19 protein-coding genes and 1 tRNA gene are annotated in these 19039 nt (G+C 65.6%); 15 read left to right on the top strand and 5 right to left on the bottom strand.

All coding sequences use genetic code 11. The annotated features are described in order from the left end of the window. The first annotated feature begins 13 nt into the window (after positions 1-13). Positions 14-1798 carry a glycoside hydrolase family 15 protein gene (locus AC3WJB_RS05860; protein WP_492683093.1) on the top strand — a complete coding sequence of 595 codons (1785 nt, stop codon included), beginning with the start codon at positions 14-16 and terminating at the stop codon, positions 1796-1798. After that, on the top strand, positions 1795-3207 hold the full coding sequence (gene otsA, locus AC3WJB_RS05865; protein ID WP_492679622.1) for an alpha,alpha-trehalose-phosphate synthase (UDP-forming): 1413 nt from the start codon (positions 1795-1797) through the stop codon (positions 3205-3207). Before AC3WJB_RS05860 ends, otsA begins: the two co-directional genes overlap by 4 nt. Before the next feature lie 8 nt (positions 3208-3215). Here the strand turns inward: otsA and pgeF are convergent, their stop codons facing one another. After that, the gene (pgeF, locus tag AC3WJB_RS05870) at positions 3216-3959 is read right to left on the bottom strand and encodes a peptidoglycan editing factor PgeF (RefSeq protein ID WP_492679624.1); all 744 of its coding nucleotides are present in this window, start codon (positions 3957-3959) and stop codon (positions 3216-3218) included. Positions 3960-4160: 201 nt separating this feature from the next. Between pgeF and ruvB the strand changes: the two genes are divergently transcribed. The 12 genes from ruvB to AC3WJB_RS05930 all read left to right on the top strand — a co-directional run bounded on the left by ruvB (position 4161) and on the right by AC3WJB_RS05930 (position 14907). Continuing rightward, the gene (gene ruvB, locus AC3WJB_RS05875) at positions 4161-5225 is read left to right on the top strand and encodes a Holliday junction branch migration DNA helicase RuvB (protein ID WP_492679626.1); all 1065 of its coding nucleotides are present in this window, start codon (positions 4161-4163) and stop codon (positions 5223-5225) included. Then, the gene (ybgC, locus tag AC3WJB_RS05880; RefSeq protein WP_492679628.1) at positions 5218-5622 is read left to right on the top strand and encodes a tol-pal system-associated acyl-CoA thioesterase; all 405 of its coding nucleotides are present in this window, start codon (positions 5218-5220) and stop codon (positions 5620-5622) included. Before ruvB ends, ybgC begins: the two co-directional genes overlap by 8 nt. A 109-nt stretch (positions 5623-5731) precedes the next feature. Continuing rightward, complete coding sequence (gene tolQ, locus AC3WJB_RS05885) at positions 5732-6424, top strand: protein TolQ (RefSeq protein ID WP_492679630.1); 693 nt, start codon at positions 5732-5734, stop codon at positions 6422-6424. A 15-nt stretch (positions 6425-6439) separates the two neighbouring features. After that, positions 6440-6889 (top strand): protein TolR, encoded by a 450-nt coding sequence (tolR, locus tag AC3WJB_RS05890; RefSeq protein WP_492679632.1) that lies wholly within the window; start codon positions 6440-6442, stop codon positions 6887-6889. Then, complete coding sequence (locus AC3WJB_RS05895) at positions 6876-7817, top strand: cell envelope integrity TolA family protein (RefSeq protein WP_492679634.1); 942 nt, start codon at positions 6876-6878, stop codon at positions 7815-7817. Before tolR ends, AC3WJB_RS05895 begins: the two co-directional genes overlap by 14 nt. Before the next feature lie 8 nt (positions 7818-7825). Continuing rightward, on the top strand, positions 7826-9142 hold the full coding sequence (gene tolB, locus AC3WJB_RS05900; RefSeq protein ID WP_492679636.1) for a Tol-Pal system beta propeller repeat protein TolB: 1317 nt from the start codon (positions 7826-7828) through the stop codon (positions 9140-9142). Between the two features lie 244 nt (positions 9143-9386). Then, a complete protein-coding gene (pal, locus tag AC3WJB_RS05905; RefSeq protein WP_492679638.1) occupies positions 9387-9899 on the top strand; it encodes a peptidoglycan-associated lipoprotein Pal in 513 nt (170 codons plus the stop codon). A gap of 35 nt (positions 9900-9934) precedes the next feature. Beyond that, the gene (gene ybgF, locus AC3WJB_RS05910) at positions 9935-10747 is read left to right on the top strand and encodes a tol-pal system protein YbgF (RefSeq protein WP_492679640.1); all 813 of its coding nucleotides are present in this window, start codon (positions 9935-9937) and stop codon (positions 10745-10747) included. 96 nt (positions 10748-10843) lie between these two features. Then, the gene (queE, locus tag AC3WJB_RS05915) at positions 10844-11533 is read left to right on the top strand and encodes a 7-carboxy-7-deazaguanine synthase QueE (protein WP_492683095.1); all 690 of its coding nucleotides are present in this window, start codon (positions 10844-10846) and stop codon (positions 11531-11533) included. 118 nt (positions 11534-11651) lie between these two features. Next, entirely contained in the window at positions 11652-12332 is a 681-nt protein-coding gene (queC, locus tag AC3WJB_RS05920; protein ID WP_492683097.1) for a 7-cyano-7-deazaguanine synthase QueC, read from the top strand. Between the two features lie 66 nt (positions 12333-12398). Further along, positions 12399-12474: transfer RNA gene (locus AC3WJB_RS05925), tRNA-Lys, on the top strand. Between the two features lie 198 nt (positions 12475-12672). Continuing rightward, positions 12673-14907, top strand: a complete 2235-nt coding sequence (locus AC3WJB_RS05930) for a carbohydrate binding family 9 domain-containing protein (protein ID WP_492679642.1) — start codon at positions 12673-12675, stop codon at positions 14905-14907. Between the two features lie 12 nt (positions 14908-14919). Here AC3WJB_RS05930 and AC3WJB_RS05935 read toward each other — a convergent pair whose 3' ends face one another. From AC3WJB_RS05935 to AC3WJB_RS05945, 3 genes are read right to left on the bottom strand one after another with little or no spacing between them, the layout of a single operon-like run. Then, entirely contained in the window at positions 14920-15633 is a 714-nt protein-coding gene (locus tag AC3WJB_RS05935) for a TVP38/TMEM64 family protein (RefSeq protein WP_492683099.1), read from the bottom strand. Positions 15634-15647: 14 nt separating this feature from the next. Next, positions 15648-16205, bottom strand: coding sequence for a nucleoside deaminase (locus AC3WJB_RS05940; RefSeq protein ID WP_492679644.1), 558 nt, complete (start codon positions 16203-16205; stop codon positions 15648-15650). Position 16206: 1 nt separating this feature from the next. Continuing rightward, complete coding sequence (locus AC3WJB_RS05945) at positions 16207-17964, bottom strand: glutamine--tRNA ligase/YqeY domain fusion protein (RefSeq protein WP_492679646.1); 1758 nt, start codon at positions 17962-17964, stop codon at positions 16207-16209. 158 nt (positions 17965-18122) lie between these two features. Here AC3WJB_RS05945 and AC3WJB_RS05950 point away from each other — a divergent pair, with 158 nt between their 5' ends. After that, positions 18123-18404, top strand: coding sequence for a putative signal transducing protein (locus AC3WJB_RS05950; protein ID WP_492679648.1), 282 nt, complete (start codon positions 18123-18125; stop codon positions 18402-18404). Between the two features lie 15 nt (positions 18405-18419). Here AC3WJB_RS05950 and AC3WJB_RS05955 read toward each other — a convergent pair whose 3' ends face one another. Next, positions 18420-19022 carry a hypothetical protein gene (locus AC3WJB_RS05955; protein ID WP_492679650.1) on the bottom strand — a complete coding sequence of 201 codons (603 nt, stop codon included), beginning with the start codon at positions 19020-19022 and terminating at the stop codon, positions 18420-18422. Positions 19023-19039 lie beyond the last annotated feature (17 nt).

Here is a 19039-nt window from a genome sequence, read left to right on the forward strand (position 1 = left end):
CCCGCCCGACGCCGTGCCGCAAGCCAGCCTGGACCTTGGCGTGGTCGGCAACGGCAGCGTGGCGGCGCTGATCGATGCGCAGGCGCGCATCGTCTGGTGTTGCCTCCCCCGCTTCGACGCCGATGCCAGCTTTTGCGCGTTGCTGTCGCCACAGATGCCGGGCGGGGACTGGTGCATCGAGCTGGAGGCTTTCGATCATGCGGAGCAGAGCTACCTGCCCAACACGGCGGTGCTGGTCACGCGCATGTTCGACCGCTACGGGGGCGGCATCGAGGTAGTCGATTTTGCCCCCCGTTACCGTTCGCACGGGCGGGTCTACCACCCGGTACTGCTGGCGCGCCGGGTCAGTCCGATCTGTGGCTCGCCGCGCGTGCGCGTGCGCTTGCGGCCGTTGTGCGAATACGGCGCGCGCATCCCGGAAACCACCAGTGGTAGCAACCACATCCGCTACCTGCTGAGCGACGTGGTGCAGCGCCTGACCAGCGACGTCGCCGTGCCGCTGATCAAGCGCGAGCTGCCGTTTGCACTGGACCGGCCGGCGCATTTCGTGTTTGGGCCGGACGAGACCTTGACCGAGAGCCCGGCGGTGGTCATCCACCTCGCGCTGGAACGCACGCTGGCCTACTGGCACGAATGGACACGTTCCCTGTACGTACCCTTCGAGTGGCAGGAGGCGGTGATTCGCGCGGCGGTTACCTTGAAGCTGTGCCAGTACGAAGCCACGGGCGCGATCGTCGCCGCGCTGACCACCTCGATACCCGAGGCGGCCGGCAGCGCGCGCAACTGGGATTACCGCTATTGCTGGCTGCGTGACGCCGCGTTCACCGTGCGCGCGCTGAACCGCCTGGGCGCCACGCGCAGCATGGAGGAGTACATCCGCTACGTCTTCAACCTGGTGGCCACCGACCACGACACGGAAATCGGCCCGGTGTTCGGCATCACCTTCGAACGTGAATTGCCGGAGCGCGAGGTGGACAGCCTGGCCGGTTACCGCGGCATGGGTCCGGTGCGGGTCGGCAATTTGGCCTGGCGGCAGCGGCAGAACGACGTCTACGGTTCGGTGGTGCTCGCTTCGGCGCAGCTCTTTTTTGACCAGCGCCTGGAGCACCGCGGCGACCAGCTCATGTTCGAGCGCCTGGAGCGCATGGGCGTGCTGGCACTGCGCACCGCCGAGCAGCCGGATGCCGGGTTGTGGGAGTTTCGGGGGCGCACGGCGGTGCATACCTACTCGGCTGCCATGTGCTGGGCCGCCTGCGACCGACTGGCCCACATCGCCACCCGGCTCGGCCTGAGCGCGCGCGCGCGCCATTGGCACGAGCATGCAGTACAGCTCCATGCGCGCATCGAGTCGCGCACCTGGAATGCGGCGCTCGGCCATTTCGTGGATGCCTATGACGGCGAACACCTGGACGCCAGCCTGCTGCTGCTGGCCGACATCGGTTTCGTCAAGCCGCGCGACCCGCGCTTCATCGCCACGGTCGATGCGATCGGCGCCGCCTTGGGCCGTGGCGATTACCTGTTCCGCTACATCGCGCCGGATGATTTCGGCACCCCCCAGACCAGCTTCAACATCTGCACCTTCTGGTACATCGAGGCGCTGTATGCGACTGGCCGCAAGCGCCGCGCGCGCACCTTGTTTGCGCACATGCTGAAGCAGCGCAACGCGCTCGGCCTGCTGTCGGAAGATCTCGCGCCGGACAGTGGCGAGCACTGGGGCAATTATCCGCAGACGTATTCCCTGGTTGGCCTGATCCAGACCGCGATGCGCCTGTCGATACGCTGGGAGGACGCGCTGTGATCGCGCCAGCCAAGGCTGGGCCGGGACGGCTGGTGGTGGTCTCCAACCGCGTGGCCTTGCCGCGCCAGGTCACATCCGGCGGGCTGGCCTCGGCGCTGCAGGCCGCTTTGCTCGAGCGCGGTGGCCTCTGGTTCGGCTGGAGCGGCAAGCTGGCGGCGGAAACCGGCAGCCAGGTGCACCACCAGCACAGCGGCAACGTGGAATACGCGACGATCGACCTCTCGCGGGCCGACCAGGAGGACTATTACACCGGCTTTGCCAACGGTACCCTGTGGCCGATGCTGCATTACCGGCCGGACCTGGTCAATTACCAGCGCAGCCACCTGGATGGCTATCTGCGGGTCAATGAGATTTTTGCCGAGCAGCTCGAAAAGTTGATCCGCCGAGACGACATCATCTGGGTGCACGACTACCACCTGATCCCGCTGGCCGGCATGCTGCGCCAGCGCGGGGTGCGCAACCGCATCGGGTTCTTCCTGCATACACCGTTGCCGGCCGCCGGGTTGCTGATCGCCCTGCCGAATCATCGCCAGTTGCTGGAGACCCTGGCCAGCTACAACCTGGTGGGCGTGCACACGGCGCGCGACCTGCGCGCGCTGGAAGATTATTTCCTGCACGAAAGCGGCGCGTCGATGCGCATTGGGGGCCGGATGCGCATGCCGGATGGACGCCTGTTCCGTGCCGCCCGGTTCCCGATCAGCATAGATACCGCGGCGATCGTCAAGGCGGCCCAGGACGCGGAATCGGAGCCGGAGTGCCGCCAACTGCAGGCCAGCCTGGAAGGCCGCGCGCTGATCATCGGCGTCGATCGGCTGGATTATTCCAAGGGCCTGCCGCAGCGCTTCGAGGCCTATGCGCGCCTGCTGGAACGCGCGCCGGAGCTGCACCGCAAGGTCATCTTCATGCAGATCGCGCCGCCCTCGCGCGGCACGGTGCAGGAATACCGGCAGATTCGCCGCGAGCTGGAGCGCACGGCAGGGCACATCAACGGCAAGTACGCGACGCCGGACTGGGTGCCGATCCGCTACATCAACAAGTCGTTTCCGCACCGCTCGCTGGCGGGCTACTACCGCAGCGCGCGCGTGGCACTGGTGACGCCATTGCGTGACGGCATGAACCTCGTGGCCAAGGAATACGTGGCCTGCCAACGCCGGCGCGATCCAGGCGTGCTGATCCTCTCGCGCTTTGCCGGTGCGGCACAGGAACTCACCGAGGCCTTGCTGGTGAATCCGGCGGATGCGGAGGAGGTGGCTGATGCGCTGGCGCGGGCCTTGAAGATGCCGCTGCGCGAGCGCCAGTCGCGCTGGGTGGCGATGATGGAAACGCTCGAGCGGAACGACATCACGACCTGGCGCACGAGCTTCCTCGAGGTCCTGGGCCACGAATCCCTGCACCGCGACGCCGCGTAGCCCCCGCTCTACACACGCCAGATCAGGGTGGCGAAGCGGCCGCTGTGTTTGCCGTCACGCCGGTAGGAATACCAGCGCGGGTCGGCAAAGGTGTCGAAGCCGCCGCCGTAGATCGCCTGCACGCCGGCCGCCTGCAAGCGTTGCCTGGCCAACGCGGCCAGGTCGCAGCGCCAGTGGCCGGGCCGGGTCGCGGCGAAGCAGGCATCCGCAGCCGGGTCGCGCGCCAGGAAGGCTTCCCGTACCTCGGCCCCCACTTCGTAGGACGCCACGCCAATGCACGGGCCCAGCCAGGCCAACACCCGCGCGGTCGGCGCCGGCAATGCGGCCAGCGCCGCTTCCAGCACGCCGGAGGCGAGCCCGCGCCAGCCTGCATGCGCGGCGGCAACGGCGTGGCCATCCAGGGTGCAAAGCAGCACTGGCAGGCAGTCCGCGGTGAGGATCGCCAGCACCGCGCCGGGCGTGCCGGTCACGGCCGCATCTGCCTGCGGTTCTTCGCTGGGCGCTTGCGGCCCGCAATGGACCACGCCGGTGCCGTGCACCTGCCGCAGCCACCGCGGCGCCGCCGGCAGTTGCAGCGCGGCCTGCACGGCGCTGCGGTTGGCCTGCGCGATGGCGGCATCCTCGCCGGTATGGAGGCCGAGGTTGCAGCGCTCGAACGGCGCCTGCGACTGGCCGGGACTGCTGCGCGTGGTGACGGCGGCGTGCACTTGGGGCGGTGCCGGCCAATCCGGAAAGAACCAGTTTTCAGTCATGGCGGCACGCCCGGGCCTGATGCGAAAACGATGGCCGATCATCGCATGCGCGCCGCGTCATGGAGCGTCCGGACAACATGCTCTTGCCTGTCATTCCCGCGGATGACGCCGATAGGTCAGAGTTTTCTTGGCGGTCGCAGTTGCAATGTGGTGGTTCACTGCGCCCCTTGTGGGATTCCGGGTTCCCCGGATAATGCAGGCATGCCCGAGAGCCGCATCATTGCTGCAGCCGCGCAGCCGGACGACGCCCTGCTCGACGCCACGATCCGTCCGAAACGCCTGGCCGAGTATCTCGGCCAGCAGGCGGTGCGCGAGCAGATGGGCATCTATATCGAGGCGGCACGCAAGCGCGGCGGGGCGCTGGACCACGTGTTGATCTTCGGTCCGCCGGGCCTGGGCAAGACCACGCTCAGCCATGTGGTCGCCAACGAGCTCGGGGTGAATCTGCGCTCCACGTCCGGCCCGGTACTGGAGCGCGCAGGGGATCTCGCCGCGCTGCTCACCAACCTCGAGCCGAACGATGTGCTGTTCGTCGACGAGATCCACCGCCTGGCGCCGGTGGTCGAGGAAGTGCTGTACCCGGCCATGGAAGACTTCCAGATCGACATCATGATTGGCGAGGGCCCGGCTGCACGTTCGATCAAGCTCGACCTGCCGCCGTTCACCCTGATTGGCGCCACCACGCGCGCCGGCATGCTCACTGCGCCCCTGCGTGACCGCTTTGGCATCGTGCAACGGCTGGAGTTCTACAGCCCGGAGGAGCTCACGCAGATCGTGGCGCGGGCCGCGCGCATCCTGGACATCGAGTGCGCTGCCGCCGGCGCCGAGGAAATCGCACGGCGCTCGCGCGGCACGCCACGCATTGCCAACCGCCTGTTGCGCCGGGTGCGCGACTACGCCGAGGTGCGCGCCAATGGCACGGTCACGGCGGTCGTGGCCAAGGCGGCGCTGGACATGCTGAAGATCGACCCCCAGGGTTTCGACGAGCTGGACCGGCGCCTGCTCGGGATCATCATCGAGAATTTCGAGGGTGGCCCAGTAGGCGTGGAGTCCCTCGCCGCGGCCCTGAGCGAGGATCGCGGCACGCTGGAGGACGTGGTCGAACCCTACCTGATCCAGCAGGGCTACCTGGTGCGCACCGCGCGCGGGCGCATGGCCAGTGCCAAGGGTTGGCGCCATCTTGGACTTGCGCCACCGCCGCGCTCGAGCCGGGCGGCCGACCTGTTTGCCGCCGACGCCGGCGATCCGGGGCAGCCCGATGCCTGAGCCCGCACCGTTTACGTGGACCGTCCGCGTGTACTGGGAAGACACTGATGCCGGTGGCGTGGTGTACCACGCCAGTTACCTGCGTTTCCTGGAGCGTGCCCGCACCGAATGGTTGCGTGCCCGCGGCGTCGACCAGATCGGCCTGAAACAGGACCGTGGCTTGGCCTTCCTGGTTCGCGACATGCAATTGGACTTCCTGCGCCCAGCCCTGCTGGATGATGAATTGACGGTAACGCTTGCTGTGACGCAATGTCGCGCAGCCAGTATCCTGTTCGCCCAGACTGTCGTCCGCGCGGACGGAATATGCCTGGTACAAGCCAACGTGCGGGTTGCCTGCGTGGATATTCGGCGCATGCGGCCGGCGCAAATCCCGGTGGATTTGCTGACGCTGCCCTGATCGGCGGTCGCCGCGATCCCGATTCCGGCCTTTCGGCAGGGGAGCTGGGACGGCGCGGCGTGGTTGGTTTTCCCTATGACGAGAACCCCTGGCGGAGCAGCGGCAAGCCATGAACGGTGGACTGAACGTTTTTACCCTCATCGCGCAGTCGAGCGTGCCGGTGCAACTGGTGCTGCTGGTACTGCTGGTGTTTTCGTTCCTCTCGTGGGTGATCATCATCCGCAAGCACACGCAGACGAAGGTGGCGCTGGAAACCGCCGAGCGGTTCGAGGAACGTTTCTGGTCCGGCGGCGACCTGGCGCAACTGTTCCGCGAGGTGGGCAGCCGCGGTGGCGAGGATGGCGGCAACGGCATCGAGACCATCTTCGAGTCCGGCTTCCGCGAATTCGCGCGCCAACGGCAGCGCAAGGCGCATGATCCGCGCATCGTCATCGAGGGCACCGAGCGTGCCATGCAGGTTTCGGTGACCCGTGAGGTCGGCCTGCTCGAGCGCAACCTCGAATTCCTCGCCAACGTCGGCTCGGTGAGTCCCTACATCGGTTTGTTCGGCACGGTCTGGGGCATCATGGGCGCGTTCCAGGGCCTGGGCGAGTTGCATGACGTGACGATTGCCGCCGTCGCCCCGCATATTTCCGAAGCGCTGGTGGCCACCGCGATGGGCTTGTTCGCGGCCATCCCCGCGCAATGGGCGTACAACCGCTTCGCCAACAAGGTCGAGCGCATCGCCTCGCGCTACGACGTGTTCCAGGACGAGTTTTCCTCGCTGCTGCAACGGCAGATCCAGACTGACGACGCGGCCTGAGCAGGAGCGGCGAGCATGCGTGAAGTCCGGCGAAAGCGGCTCAAGCTCAAGTTCGAGATGAACGTCGTGCCGTATATCGACGTGATGCTGGTGCTGCTCATCATTTTCATGGTGACCACGCCGATGATGAACTCCAACGTGGACGTGCAGTTGCCGCAGGCGGACGCCAAGTCCCTGCAGCAGAAGAAGGATCCGGTGCTGGTCTCGGTGATGCAGGACGGCACGCTGTACCTCACCTTGCCGGGAGCGGCCAAGGAGCAGCTCGATGCCGACGCGCTCAAGGTCAAGGTGGGCGCGTTCGTGCGCGTGAATCCCGAAGTCAGCGTCCTCGTGGGCGGCGACGAGCGTGGCAGCTATGGTGGCGTCTTCAAGGTACTGGCGGATCTGCAGCAGGCGGGCGTTGCCAAGGTTGGCCTGATGGGTCAGCCCGAACAAGCCCGGGGCGCGCCGCATGGACGACAGTAGGACGACGCCAAAGGCGGTCGTGCTGGCCGCCGTCCTGCACCTGGGCATCGTCGGTTTCCTGTTCCTGGCGATCCTGCCGTGTTCGAGCTACGAGTCGTTCTTCGGCGCCCTGGGCCTGCCTCCGGCGTGGAACCCGATCACCTGCTCGGAGCCGTTGCAACTGCAGGGCCCGATCATCGAGGCCACCTTGATCGGCCCCACCGGCAGCCCGCCGCCCAAGCCGGTCAAGGCCAAGCCCGTGCCGGACACGGTGCCGCCGCCGCCTGCCGTGCCGCCGCCGAAGCCCCAGGTCGAGGCGCCGCAGCTCAAGACTTTGCCGCCGCCACCGGAGCATCCCGATGTGAAGGACCAGGAGCGCGTGGTCCAGGATGCGGTGAAGCAAGCCGAGGACGCCAAGCGCCTGCAGGAAGAAAAGCAGCGCCAGCGGCAATCCGAACTGGACGCCCAGGCGGCCAAGCAGAAGCAGGAAAAGCAGAAGCAACTCGATGAGTTGTTTGCCAAGATGGATGCCGCCGCGCAGCAGACCCGGCGCCTGGACAACAAGGCCAAGCAGGCCCAGCAGCAGATGAAGGATCTGGAAAAGGCGCAGGACCAGGGCCAGCCGGATCTGCCGGCGGCCGCCCAGCGGCAGAGCGGCAACGACAGCAAGGACGCCAATTTACGCGACGAATACCTGGCCGCCATTCAGAATGCGGTCACGCCCAACTGGCTGCGTCCGGATAACATGCCAAATGTGCCGTGCAAGGTGCATATCGTGCAATTGCCCGGCGGCGACGTGCTCAGCGCCAAGGTCGACCCCAGCTGCCCGTATGATGAGGCAGGCAAGCGTTCGGTCGAAAACGCGGTGTTGCGATCCGAACCTTTGCCGTACAAAGGTTTCGAGAGTGTCTTTTCGCGCGATTTGATTTTCACCTTCAGGCCACAATGATCCGACCGATGAGCAAACCACGTTTCCGTTTCGCGCTGTTCCTGTTCGCCCTGTTGGCATTGCTGGGCGGACCGGCTGCCGCCCAGTCGCTCAACGTCGACATTGTCGGCGGGCTGAAGACGGCCACGCCAATCACCGTGGTGCCGTTTGCGCAAAATGGCGGCGCGCCGCTGCCGACCGATGTGGCCGCGGTCATCACCAACGATTTCAACCGTTCGGGCAAGTTCCGCGTGCTGCCCAAGAGCGACATCGTGGAGTTCCCGGCCAAGGGCGCGGACATCAAGTTTCCGACCTGGAAGCTGCTCAAGCAGGATTACATCACCGTCGGCCGCATCAGTGACGCCGGCGGCGGCATGCTGCGGGTGGAGTACGAGTTGTGGGACGTCAACAAGCAGCAGAGCCTGCTGGCCCAGGCGTTTACCGCCCCGGCCGGGGACCTGCGCGGCGTGGCCCACCAGATCGCCGACCAGATCTACGAAAAGGTCACCGGCGTGCGCGGCGCGTTCTGGACCCGCATCGCCTACGTCACCAGCGTGGGTCTGGGCAACAACATGACCTATTCCTTGATCGTGGCCGATTCCGATGGCTTCAATCCGCAGGTCGTGGCCCGTTCCAGGGAGGCCTTGCTGACGCCGCGCTGGTCGCCGGATGGCCGGAAGATCGCCTACGTCTCGTTCGAGAGCGGCAACTCGGCCATCTACGTGCAGGACATCACCACCGGCTCGCGCCAGTTGGTGGAAGCGCATCCCAAGGGCGTCAATGGCTCCCCAGCGTGGTCACCGGATGGCACCAAGCTTGCCGTGGCCCTGTCCTATGTCGGCAACCTCGAGTTGTTCGTGCTCGATCTGCAGACCAGAAAGGAAACCCAGCTGACCCACAACCTGGCGATCGACACCGAGGCGGTATGGGCGGCGGATGGGCAAAGCATTTATTTCACTTCGGACCGTTCCGGCGTCCCGCAGGTTTACCAGATCCCGGCGACCGGGGGTACGGCACAGCGCGTCAGTTTCCATGGCCAGCGCAACGCTGCCCCGGCGATCAGTTACGACGGCAAACAATTGGCCATGGTAGAGGGTCAAGGGAACGTGTATCGTATTGCCGTCATGGATCTGGCCCTGGGCGGCCAGGTGAGGTTTCTTTCGCCCGGGCCACTCGACGAATCGCCGAGTTTTGCTCCAAATGCCAGTATGTTGCTTTACGCCGCCACCGAGGGGCGTCGTGATGTTTTGTATGCCGTATCAGCCGACGGTTTGGTTCGCCAGCGCCTGGAGTTGTCCGATGGCGATGTGCGTGATCCGTCCTGGGGGCCGTACCGGCAACGTTGAATTCCAATGCAGCCGCTCCATTGGCGGTCGCACGCGTCCAGGGAAAGGACCTGAAGAGTGCCAGGGACGCCGTTCGGTTTTGACCGGCGACGTTTACGTACTGTTACGGTCGTTTAGGTTAGATCAATGTTATTATGTGAGGGACGCTCGCCTCGTGCCATGGGAAACCAGTGCACTGGCGTAGCCGTGCCGTTATCCGTGTCGAAAATCGTTGGTTTGGAACTTAACTCGTAAGGAAGTCACCATGAATAAGACCGTTCGCGTCGCTTTGATCGCCCTGATGTGTGTGGGTGCGGCCGCTTGCTCGAAGAAACAGGAAGTCAAACCGGCTCCGCCCGCTCCGGCGCCGGAAGTTGCCCAGACCGAGGCTCCGCCTCCCAGCAACAAGTACACCCCGGAAGATCTCGATACCGACGCGTGCCTGCGCCAGCGTGTCGTGTATTTCGATTTCGACAAGTCCGAAATCAAGCCGGAATTCCAGCAGATCATGGCTTGCCATGCCAAGTATCTGCAGGATCGTCCGATGGCTCACGTCCGTCTCGAAGGCAATACCGACGAGCGTGGTACGCGGGAGTACAACCTCGGCCTCGGCGAGCGTCGTGGCAATGCGGTAGCCGATGCCCTGCAGGCCAATGGCGCTGCTGCCAGTGAAATGGAAGTGATCAGCTATGGCAAGGAGCGTCCGGTGTGCCGTGAGCACAACGAAGACTGCTGGAGCAAGAACCGTCGCGTGAATATCGTCTACACGGCGAAGTAATGAGGTTTGCTGAAAAACTTTCAGCAAGGATCGGCATGGCGGCCGCAGTTGCGACCGCCATGCTGGTTGCATGGCCGGCATTGGCCCAGGACTCGCGGCTGAGTCTGGCCGACCGCGTGAGCCGCCTGGAGCAGCAAGCCCAGAGCCGCGACAGCGGCGGCGTCGGCATGGTCAATCAAATATCCCAGATGCAGGCCCAGTTGCGGCAATTGCAGGGACAAATCGAGGAGCTGCAGCATCACCTGCAACAGCTCGATGACAAGAGCAAGGCTCAATATATTGATCTCGATTCGCGCCTGTCGCGTATCGAGCAGGGTGGTGCCGGTACTGCCGGTGCCGCAGGTGTCGGGGCGACGTCGCCCGGCGTGAATGAAAATGCCGCGGCCGCGCATGCGCCCGCCGGCCAGAGTGCGCCTGCTGCTGCCGGATCGACGGCGCCCCCTTCGGCAGCCGACAACGATGCCGCGCAGGCTGCCTATGGCGTGGCCTTCAAATCCATCCGCGATGGCAACTACGTGGCTGCGGCGCGCGAGTTCCGCGCCTTCGTCGAACAGTATCCGAATCATCCGCTGGCGCCCAACGCCTGGTATTGGCTCGGCGAGTCGTATTACGTCACCACCAATTATCCGGTGGCGCTCGCAGCGTTCAAACAGGTGGTCAGCCAGTTCCCTGACAGCGAGAAGGCGTCGGACGCCCTGCTCAAGGTCGGTTTCACCGAGCTCGAGCTGAAGCATGAGGCCAACGGCAAGGCGGCGCTGACCTCGGTGATCGCCAAGTATCCAGGGACCAACGCAGCCCAGCTCGCGCAGGAACGGTTGCGGCGTCTGCAGCACCCCAACAGCGGCTGAAGTCGACAGGTGCAGCGGCGGCGGCCGGGAGACACGGCCCGCGCCGCGATGCGATCTGCGCCAAGACAAACCAGGCCCGGGTGGCATGTCGTGAATATGAAAGAATTGCCGGCGGTGGAGGCAGCGACGGAAGCCGATCTTGCCGGCTTGCGCCTGCGCGTTGCGGAGATCTTCCACTCCCTCCAGGGTGAAGCTGATGCCAGCGGTTGGCGCACGGTGTTCATCCGACTCACCGGTTGTCCGCTGCGCTGCGTGTGGTGCGATACCGAATACGCGTTTCACGGCGGCCAGTGGCATTCCATGGCCGACATCCTTGCGGCTGTGGCGCCGTTTGCGACCCGGCACGTCTGCGTCACCGGCGGCGAGCCGCTGGCCCAAAAGCGCTGCCCGATCCTGTTGCGCGCGCTGTGCGACCGCGGCTACGCGGTGTCGCTGGAGACCTCTGGCGCGTTGGATGTCTCCCCGGTCGACCCGCGCGTGGTCAAGGTCATGGACCTGAAGGCACCGGGTTCGGGCGAGTGCGCACGCAACCTGTGGAGCAATCTTGAGTATCTGTCGCCGCACGACCAGGTCAAGATCGTGTTGGTCGACCGTGCCGATTACGACTGGGCGTGCGGCGTGATCGAGGAGCATCAGCTGACGCAGCGTTGCGCGGTCTTGCTGTCGCCCGCGTATGGCCTGCTCCGGCCCCGGACGCTGGCCGACTGGATCCTTGAGGACAAGTTGCCAGTGCGCTTCCAGATGCAGCTGCACAAGCTCCTCTGGGGCGACGTGCCCGGGCATTGACGATGTGCCGGCACGTGCGCGCGGCGGGATGGGTATTGGGCCGCCTACAGGCGGAGTACGGGCCGGTCGGGTGCCTTGGCCGGATCAAGACAGGGAGCAGGACGTGGTCGGGACGATGATGCGCAAGGCAGTCGTGTTGGTTTCTGGCGGCATGGACTCGGCGGTGACGCTGGCGCTGGCGCGCGAGGAGGGTCATGCCGTCTATGCGTTGAGCGTGGCTTACGGCCAGCGCCACGATTCGGAATTGCAGGCAGCGCAGCGCGTGGCTGCATCGTTGGGCGCGATCGAGCACAAGGTCGTGAGCGTGGACCTGCGCAGCATCGGCGGCTCGGCGCTGACCGCGGACATCGACGTCCCCGTCGATGCGCCGCATGCGGCCAAGGATGGGCGGATTCCGATTACCTATGTGCCCGCACGCAACACCATCATGCTGTCGATTGCGCTTGGCTGGGCCGAGGTGCTTGGCCAGGCAGATATCTGGTGCGGGGTCAATGCCGTGGATTATTCGGGCTATCCCGATTGTCGGCCGGAATTCATCGACGCCTTCCAGGCGCTGGCAAAGCTCGCCACCAAGGCGGGCGTGGAAGGCGCCACGATCGCCGTGCATGCGCCACTCATGTACCTGGGCAAGGCCGACATTGCACGCGAGGGACAACGCCTTGGCGTGGATTTCTCGGCCACCGTCAGCTGCTACCAGGCCGATGCCGAGGGCCGCGCCTGCGGCCATTGCGACGCCTGCCGCCTGCGCGCCGAGGGGTTTGCGCGTGCCGGTCTCGTCGATCCGACGCGCTACCGGTGAGTGCGTCGGCTTGCTTGTGTGCACGCAGGGCGCCCCCTAAACTTGCAGGCTTGCCTTGGGCATCACGGGTCGTTAGCTCAGTCGGTAGAGCAGTAGACTTTTAATCTATTGGTCCCGGGTTCGAATCCCGGACGACCCACCAACGACCAGGCGGTGTTGGCGTCTCCCTTTCGGTCGCGATAAGCGCCTGCCGGCAGGTGCCGCCATCAGGGCTGCCTCCTTGGCAGTCCCGGAAGAGATGTACGAGAGTTCAGTGGATGCGCGCGTTTCGGGCGGCCATTGTGGCGCAGCGTGCGGTCGACTGCCTGAGTTCACCAGACGGCCGGATAACCACGTCACGATGAGTTTCCTGCGTATGACCGCCCTGTGCGAATACCCGGCCACGCCGGTTTTGCGGCCCCTGTGGCCGACCGGCCTGCTGCTGGCGCTGGCGCTGGCGAGCGGCAGTGCTTCAGCCCAGATTGAACCGCCCGCGGTACACGCAACCACGATAGCCAATGGCCAGCTCGCACTCGATGGTCGGGTCGATGGCGCGCTGTGGTCGCAGGCGGGCGCTGTCGAACTGACCCAGCAGAGTCCGCGGCCTGGCCACGCCACGCCATTTCGAACCCGGGTGTTGCTGTTGCACGACGAGAACACGCTGTACGTGGGCGTGATTTGCGATGACCCCGATCCGGCCCAGATCAGCGCGAGCACGCTCAAGCGCGACAGTGACCAGTCGCAGGACGATGGCGTGACCCTGGTCCTGGATCCGTTCTACACCCACCGCTCGGCCTATATTTTCCAGGTAAACGCAAGCGGAGCCATGGCCGATGGCCTGTTGGCGCCGACCCCCACGGCCACCAGCAATTACAACGGCGTGGATTACAGCTGGAACGGCACCTGGCGGGCGAAAGTGCAACGCAATGCACATGGCTGGACGGCCGAGATCGCGATCGACACGCGCGCCCTGCAGTACGACCGCAACGCGCCTGCGTGGGGCTTCAACATCAATCGCTATGTCCCACGCGAGACGCTCAAGCTCAACTGGTCGGGGCTGACGTTGGACTCGCAGGTGTACAACCTCCCGCGCGAGGGCAGGCTCACCGGCCTGAACGATCTCAGCCGCGGCAGCGGCATCGATTTTCGCCCCTATGGACTGGTCAGGGACCGGCCGCTCGATGGCACCTCGGCCGAGGGTGGATTCGACCTCAAGTACAACTTCACGCCGGCCATCGCCGGCCTGCTCACCTACAACACGGACTTCGCCGAGGCGGAGCCCGACAAGATGCAGATCAACACCACGCGCTTTGCCTTGTCGTTCCCCGAGACGCGCCAGTTTTTCCTGGATGGCTCGAACCTGTTCACGTTTGGCTACGGTTTGAACGGCAAGTCGGGCGCCACCTTCGTCCCTTACCAGTCGCGGCGGATCGGGCTGTTGAGAGGGCAGACCGTGCCGATGCGTGAAGGCGTCAAGCTGATGGGACAGTCCGGCTCGGGGAGCTTTGGCGTGCTGGGCGTGCGTACCGGAGACAGCAGTGTCTCCGATGCCACCGACTTGTTTGTCGGGCGGGGCGCCTACAACGTCAACCAGAACCTGCAAGTGGGCACCTTGATCACGCATGGCGATCCACGGGGTCTGAGCCGCAACACCCTGGTCGGCACCGATGCGGTCTGGCGTACGTCGACCTTCATGGGCGACAAGAACCTCAACCTGTCGGCCTGGGGAGCCCGCTCCACGGGCGAGGTGCCCGCGGGCAGCCGCGCGGGCTACGGTGCCGGCATCGATTATCCGAACGATCTATGGATCCTGCGCGCCAACGTGAACGTGTTTGGCGCCGGGCTGGACCCCACCCTGGGCTTCCTGCCACGGCCGGGGACCAGGCAGTATTTCGCCGAGTTCGACTATGCACCGCGGCCCAAGAGCGACACCTGGGATTGGATTCAGCAGTTCTACTGGCACGGCACGTATACGCAGGTGGACGGCATCCGCGGTGGCAAGCAAAGCTCGGAATGGAAGCTGTTCCCGAACTTCAACACGGTCGGCGGGTATTTCTACTCGTTCGAGTATTACCGCGAGTCCGATGCGCCGGCGCGCCCCTTTGCCGTCACGCCGACGGTGATTGTTCCGGCCGGCAAGTACCTGTGGAATTATTACGGCGTCCGCTTCAATACCCCGAAATTCTGGCCGCTGGTGCTGACCCTGTCCGGCTATACCGGCGGCTACTATGACGGGCGCATGGATCACCCGCTGGTCCAGGTCAACTGGAACACGTTTTCCGGACGGCTGCAGCTCGAAGCCTCACAGGAGCTGTTTTTCATCCACCTGCCGCAGGGCAACGTGCACAAGCGGTTGTCGATCCTGGGCGCCACCTGGTCCTTCGCCCAGGACCTTTACGTCACCACGCTGATGCAGAAGGCGAGCGAGCTGCGCGGCGTGAACCTGTACGCCAAACTGCACTGGATGGTCGACTCCACCAAAAACGTATACCTGATCTGGAGCCGCGGCTTGACCACGGAGACCAATGGCCTCGGCGTGCCGGTAGTGGCGCCCGGCAACAATGTGACGTTCAAGGTGCAGTGGGACTTTTTCTGATGCGCCGGCGGTTCAACGGCTGCCGCGCGAGGCTTGGCGGCGGCGGTTGAGGCGCTCGATCAGCAGGGGTATCAGGGCGAGCACGGCAATGGCCGCCATCGGCAGCAGGATCTCGGAGTGCAGCAGGAGACCGGGACCGAGCGTGTCGGTATGGCTCAGGACGTCCCCCAGCCCGGCGCCGATCGAGGTTTCAAAGATCAGCGAAGTCGTGCCGCCGAGCCAGCTTGCAGCAAGGAACAAACCGAGCGGGCAGCGCAGCCAGGCCAGGCAGATGGTCATGACGCCGAACGGCATGATCGGCACGAAGCGCAGGAACAATGTATAGCTCACTGGATGTTGTTCGAAGCCCTCGTGCAGACGGGCGATGACCGCGGGCGGTTGACGCGTACCGGCTCTGAAGGCGCGCCGGCTGGCCAGGTACAGGATCAGCGAACCCAGGGTCAAGCCGACGGACGAGCACAACGTGCCGTCGACCACGCCGAACGCAAAGCCGCCGGCAAGGATCACCACGATCGTCCCGGGTACGCCCGTGGACATGGTCAAGGTCAGCAGGCCGATGTAGGCGATCCGGCTGACGACCGGATGGGCGGCGATTTGCGCGTGCCAACGTGCCTGGTTGGCGAGCAGGTGATGCGGGTTCAGCCAGTCCAGTGCGCCGGAGGCGATGAGCGTCACGCCGAGCGCCACCAGGGCCAGCAAGGGCAGGGCGGCACGCAGGCGGCGCAGCAGGGCCTGAAGGTTCAATAGCGTGGTCCACTGGTGCCGTAGGCCGCCAGGACTTGGCGCGCTTCCTCGCGCAGGATGTCGCGGCGTACGGTGATGTCACGCCGTTCCAACTCGCCGATCCAGTCGGTTGGCAGGGGGCCTTCGTCGAACCCAGCCAGCGCCTCGGCGTCTTCGGCACGGGCGCCGATCAAGAGCTCGTCTATGCCGGCCCAGATGATGGCGCCGTAGCACTGACAGCAGGGTTGCGTGCTGGTGGCCAGCACGAAGTGTCCGCCATCGGCGTTCAGTCGCGGACGGCCGGTGCGTTGCTGGGCCAGGCTCAATGCCAGGATCTCGGCGTGGGCGATGGAGCGCCCACTGTCCATGACACGGTTCAGGCCGACGGCGACCAGCCGGCCGTTGTGGGCGTTGAACACCGCTGCCGCAAACGGCCCACCGGCGTCGCGCTGATTGTGCCCGGCGAGCTCTACCGCCAGGCCGACGCGCTCCTCGTCCGTGTGGTAGCGGCGATTGACGTCGGCAGCTGCGATGACCCAGGACGGCAACTCGAGCTGGATACGCAGCGGCAGCATCTCAATGACCGGCCTGGCGCGCCCAGGTGTCCCGCAAGGTGACGATGCGGTTGAAGACCGGTGCCTGCGCGCGGTGGTCGACGCGGTCGGCGACGAAGTAACCGAGGCGTTCGAACTGGTAGCGCTGTTCCGGCGCCGCGTCGGCGGCCGCGGGTTCGAGCCAAGCCTGCATCACGCGCTTCGCCGCCGGGTTGAGATGCGCAAGCCAATCCTGCCCGGCCTCGTCGCTTTCCGGCGCCGGCACGTTGAACAGGCGTTCGTAGAGACGCACTTCGGTCGCCACTGCGTGCGGCGCACTGACCCAGTGCAACGTGCCCTTGACCTTGCGCTCGGCGCCCGGCAAGCCCTGGCGCGAGCTTGGGTCCAGGGTGCAGTGCAGTTCCACCACGCTGTCGGCGGCATCCTTGAGCACGTCGTCGCAGCGCACGATGCCTACCCCGCGCAGGCGCACCTCGCCACCGGGGCGCAGGCGGTGGAAGCCCTTGGGCGGGACCTCGGCGAAATCCTCGCGCTCGATCCACAGCTCACGCGAGAATGGCACCTCGCGCGTGCCGAAACTCTCATCCTTGGGGTGGTTGGCAAAACACAGGATCTCGCTGTGGCCCTCGGGGAGGTTGGTGATGACGAGGCGCAACGGGTCGAGGACTGCCATGCGTCGCGGCGCGCTGGCATCGAGATCCTCGCGGATGCAGCCCTCCAGCACGCTGTAGTCGATCACGCTGTTCTGCTTGCTGACGCCGACGCGCTCGACGAACAGGCGCAGCCCCGCCGGAGTGAAGCCGCGCCGGCGCAGGCCGCGCAGCGTGTTCATGCGCGGATCGTCCCAGCCGTCAACGTGGTGCTCGGCTACCAGCTGCGCGAGCTTGCGCTTGCTCGTGATGCAGTAGCTCAGGTTCAGGCGTGAGAACTCGATCTGTCGAGGCTTGGCTGGCTTGGCTTCGAGGCCGGCGTCCACCACCGACTGCCACAACTCCGGATGGTTGGGCAGGTCGACGTGGTCCACGCACCAGTCGTAGAGCGGGCGATGGTCCTCGAATTCCAGCGTGCACAGCGAGTGGGTGATGCCTTCCATGGCGTCGGACAGCGCGTGGGCGATGTCGTACATCGGGTAGATCGGCCACGCATCGCCGGTGTTCTGGTGCGACACCTTGCGGATGCGGTACAGCGCCGGATCGCGCAGGTTGATGTTGCCGGCGGCCATGTCGATCTTCGCGCGCAAGGTCTTGCTGCCGTCCGCGAACTCGCCGGCGCGCATGCGCCTGAACAGGTCGAGGTTTTCCGCCACGGAACGCCCGCGCCAAGGCGAATCGCGGCCCGGCGCGGTGAGCGTGCCGCGGTATTCGCGCATCGCATCGGCGTCCAGGTCGTCGACGTAGGCCAGCCCGTCCTCGATCAGTTTCAGCGCGGCACGGTAGAACACCTCGAAATAGTCCGAGGCGTGGCGCAGCTCGTGCCAGTCGAAGCCGAGCCAGCGCACGTCCTCCTTGATGCCGGCGACGAACTCGGGATTTTCCTTGCCCGGGTTGGTGTCATCCAGGCGCAGGTTGCACCAGCCGTTGAATTCGCGGGCAATGCCGAAGGAGAGGCAAATCGCCTTGGCGTGGCCGATGTGCAGGTAGCCGTTCGGCTCCGGCGGGAACCGGGTGTGGATGGCGTGGTGCTTGCCCGAGGCCAGGTCGTCGCGCACGATCTGGCGGATGAAATCCTGGTGCGCCGTGGAGCTCGCCGCCGCAGTCTGGGCAGGGGTTTGAATCGACATCCGGCAGGTGCTCCGCGGCGCTTTTGCAGAACCGCAAGTTTAGCTGCTTGGCGCGGGAAGCTGGGTAAAGGGGGCAGAGGCAATTTGGTTTGCCACTTAATTGCTTCCGTCCCCCCAGGCGCTTGCCGTTCAGGCGCGCGCGGGGTAGCGTGCAGGTCATGCATATCGTGTATCGGGCAGAAAACCTGTTTGATGCGCATCTGGTCAAGGATGCGCTCGAGCACGCCGAGATCCCGGCCTTCATTTCCGGCGAGTACCTGACGGGCGGCGTTGGCCAGCTCCCGGCCATGGATTACATCGCGGTCATGGTGCCCGAATCGGCGTTGCCTACCGCGCGCGACATCGTGCGGGAAGTCGGGGCGCAGCTGGCCGAGGCGCGCGAGGCCATCGACGACCTCGACGCCGCGCCCGGCGACGGCAGCATGGTCATCCCCTGCTGACGGCCGCGTCCGGCCTCACTGCGCGACGTCGGCGAGACGCTCGACGTAGATCAGCTCGCAGGCGCCGTCGCCGGTGTCGTTGCGGGTCATGGACGTGTTCCAGTGCCAGCCATCCGGGCGGCGCGCGTCGACCAGGAAACCCTCCAGGTGGATGACTTCGCCTGGGCGCACGCGTTTGATCGCATCGCGGACGCCGGCGTCGGCCGGGATCAGGTGCATGTTCGCGCTTGAGGTCTCGATCTCGCGGGCCGGGATCGGCAGTTCGTCGGCACGCCAGAAGTAAAAGCGGCCAGACTGGCGTATCTGCAGCTTGGCCAGCACCGCCGAATCGGACATGCGGCCCCAGCCGAGTGCCAAGTCGGTCGGCACCAGGCTCGCGCCCTCATCCCAGCGATAATCCTCGCGCGAGAGTACGCGGGCCGTGAGCGTGAAATGGGCGCGCGTGGTCAACGTGTAGTCGCCACGCTGCAGCTGCGCACCGCCGCGTCCGAAGTCGATCTGCCCAGGGGGTTCCGGGGCAAGGACGCCGGCGCCTGTGGCAACCGCGCGGTGCTGCCAGCTGGAGGCGGCGCCCCAGAGCACAAGCAGGATGACACCGCCAAACAGGAGTTTGCGCATGGCTCAGGATGATAAGC

This window comes from Rhodanobacter sp. FW510-R10 (assembly GCF_058781105.1).

What these genes read in the sequence shown, in the direction of transcription:
- queC (WP_492683097.1), top strand. Translation starts at nt 11,652, where the DNA reads ATGCGCAAGGCAGTCGTGTTGGTTTCTGGCGGCATGGACTCGGCGGTG.
- ybgF (WP_492679640.1), top strand. Translation starts at nt 9,935, where the DNA reads ATGGCGGCCGCAGTTGCGACCGCCATGCTGGTTGCATGGCCGGCATTG.
- AC3WJB_RS05940 (WP_492679644.1), bottom strand. Translation starts at nt 16,205, where the DNA reads ATGCTGCCGCTGCGTATCCAGCTCGAGTTGCCGTCCTGGGTCATCGCA.
- AC3WJB_RS05955 (WP_492679650.1), bottom strand. Translation starts at nt 19,022, where the DNA reads ATGCGCAAACTCCTGTTTGGCGGTGTCATCCTGCTTGTGCTCTGGGGC.
- AC3WJB_RS05945 (WP_492679646.1), bottom strand. Translation starts at nt 17,964, where the DNA reads ATGTCGATTCAAACCCCTGCCCAGACTGCGGCGGCGAGCTCCACGGCG.
- pgeF (WP_492679624.1), bottom strand. Translation starts at nt 3,959, where the DNA reads ATGACTGAAAACTGGTTCTTTCCGGATTGGCCGGCACCGCCCCAAGTG.
- AC3WJB_RS05895 (WP_492679634.1), top strand. Translation starts at nt 6,876, where the DNA reads ATGGACGACAGTAGGACGACGCCAAAGGCGGTCGTGCTGGCCGCCGTC.
- AC3WJB_RS05950 (WP_492679648.1), top strand. Translation starts at nt 18,123, where the DNA reads ATGCATATCGTGTATCGGGCAGAAAACCTGTTTGATGCGCATCTGGTC.
- queE (WP_492683095.1), top strand. Translation starts at nt 10,844, where the DNA reads ATGAAAGAATTGCCGGCGGTGGAGGCAGCGACGGAAGCCGATCTTGCC.
- tolQ (WP_492679630.1), top strand. Translation starts at nt 5,732, where the DNA reads ATGAACGGTGGACTGAACGTTTTTACCCTCATCGCGCAGTCGAGCGTG.
- pal (WP_492679638.1), top strand. Translation starts at nt 9,387, where the DNA reads ATGAATAAGACCGTTCGCGTCGCTTTGATCGCCCTGATGTGTGTGGGT.
- AC3WJB_RS05930 (WP_492679642.1), top strand. Translation starts at nt 12,673, where the DNA reads ATGAGTTTCCTGCGTATGACCGCCCTGTGCGAATACCCGGCCACGCCG.
- ybgC (WP_492679628.1), top strand. Translation starts at nt 5,218, where the DNA reads ATGCCTGAGCCCGCACCGTTTACGTGGACCGTCCGCGTGTACTGGGAA.
- tolR (WP_492679632.1), top strand. Translation starts at nt 6,440, where the DNA reads ATGCGTGAAGTCCGGCGAAAGCGGCTCAAGCTCAAGTTCGAGATGAAC.
- ruvB (WP_492679626.1), top strand. Translation starts at nt 4,161, where the DNA reads ATGCCCGAGAGCCGCATCATTGCTGCAGCCGCGCAGCCGGACGACGCC.
- tolB (WP_492679636.1), top strand. Translation starts at nt 7,826, where the DNA reads ATGAGCAAACCACGTTTCCGTTTCGCGCTGTTCCTGTTCGCCCTGTTG.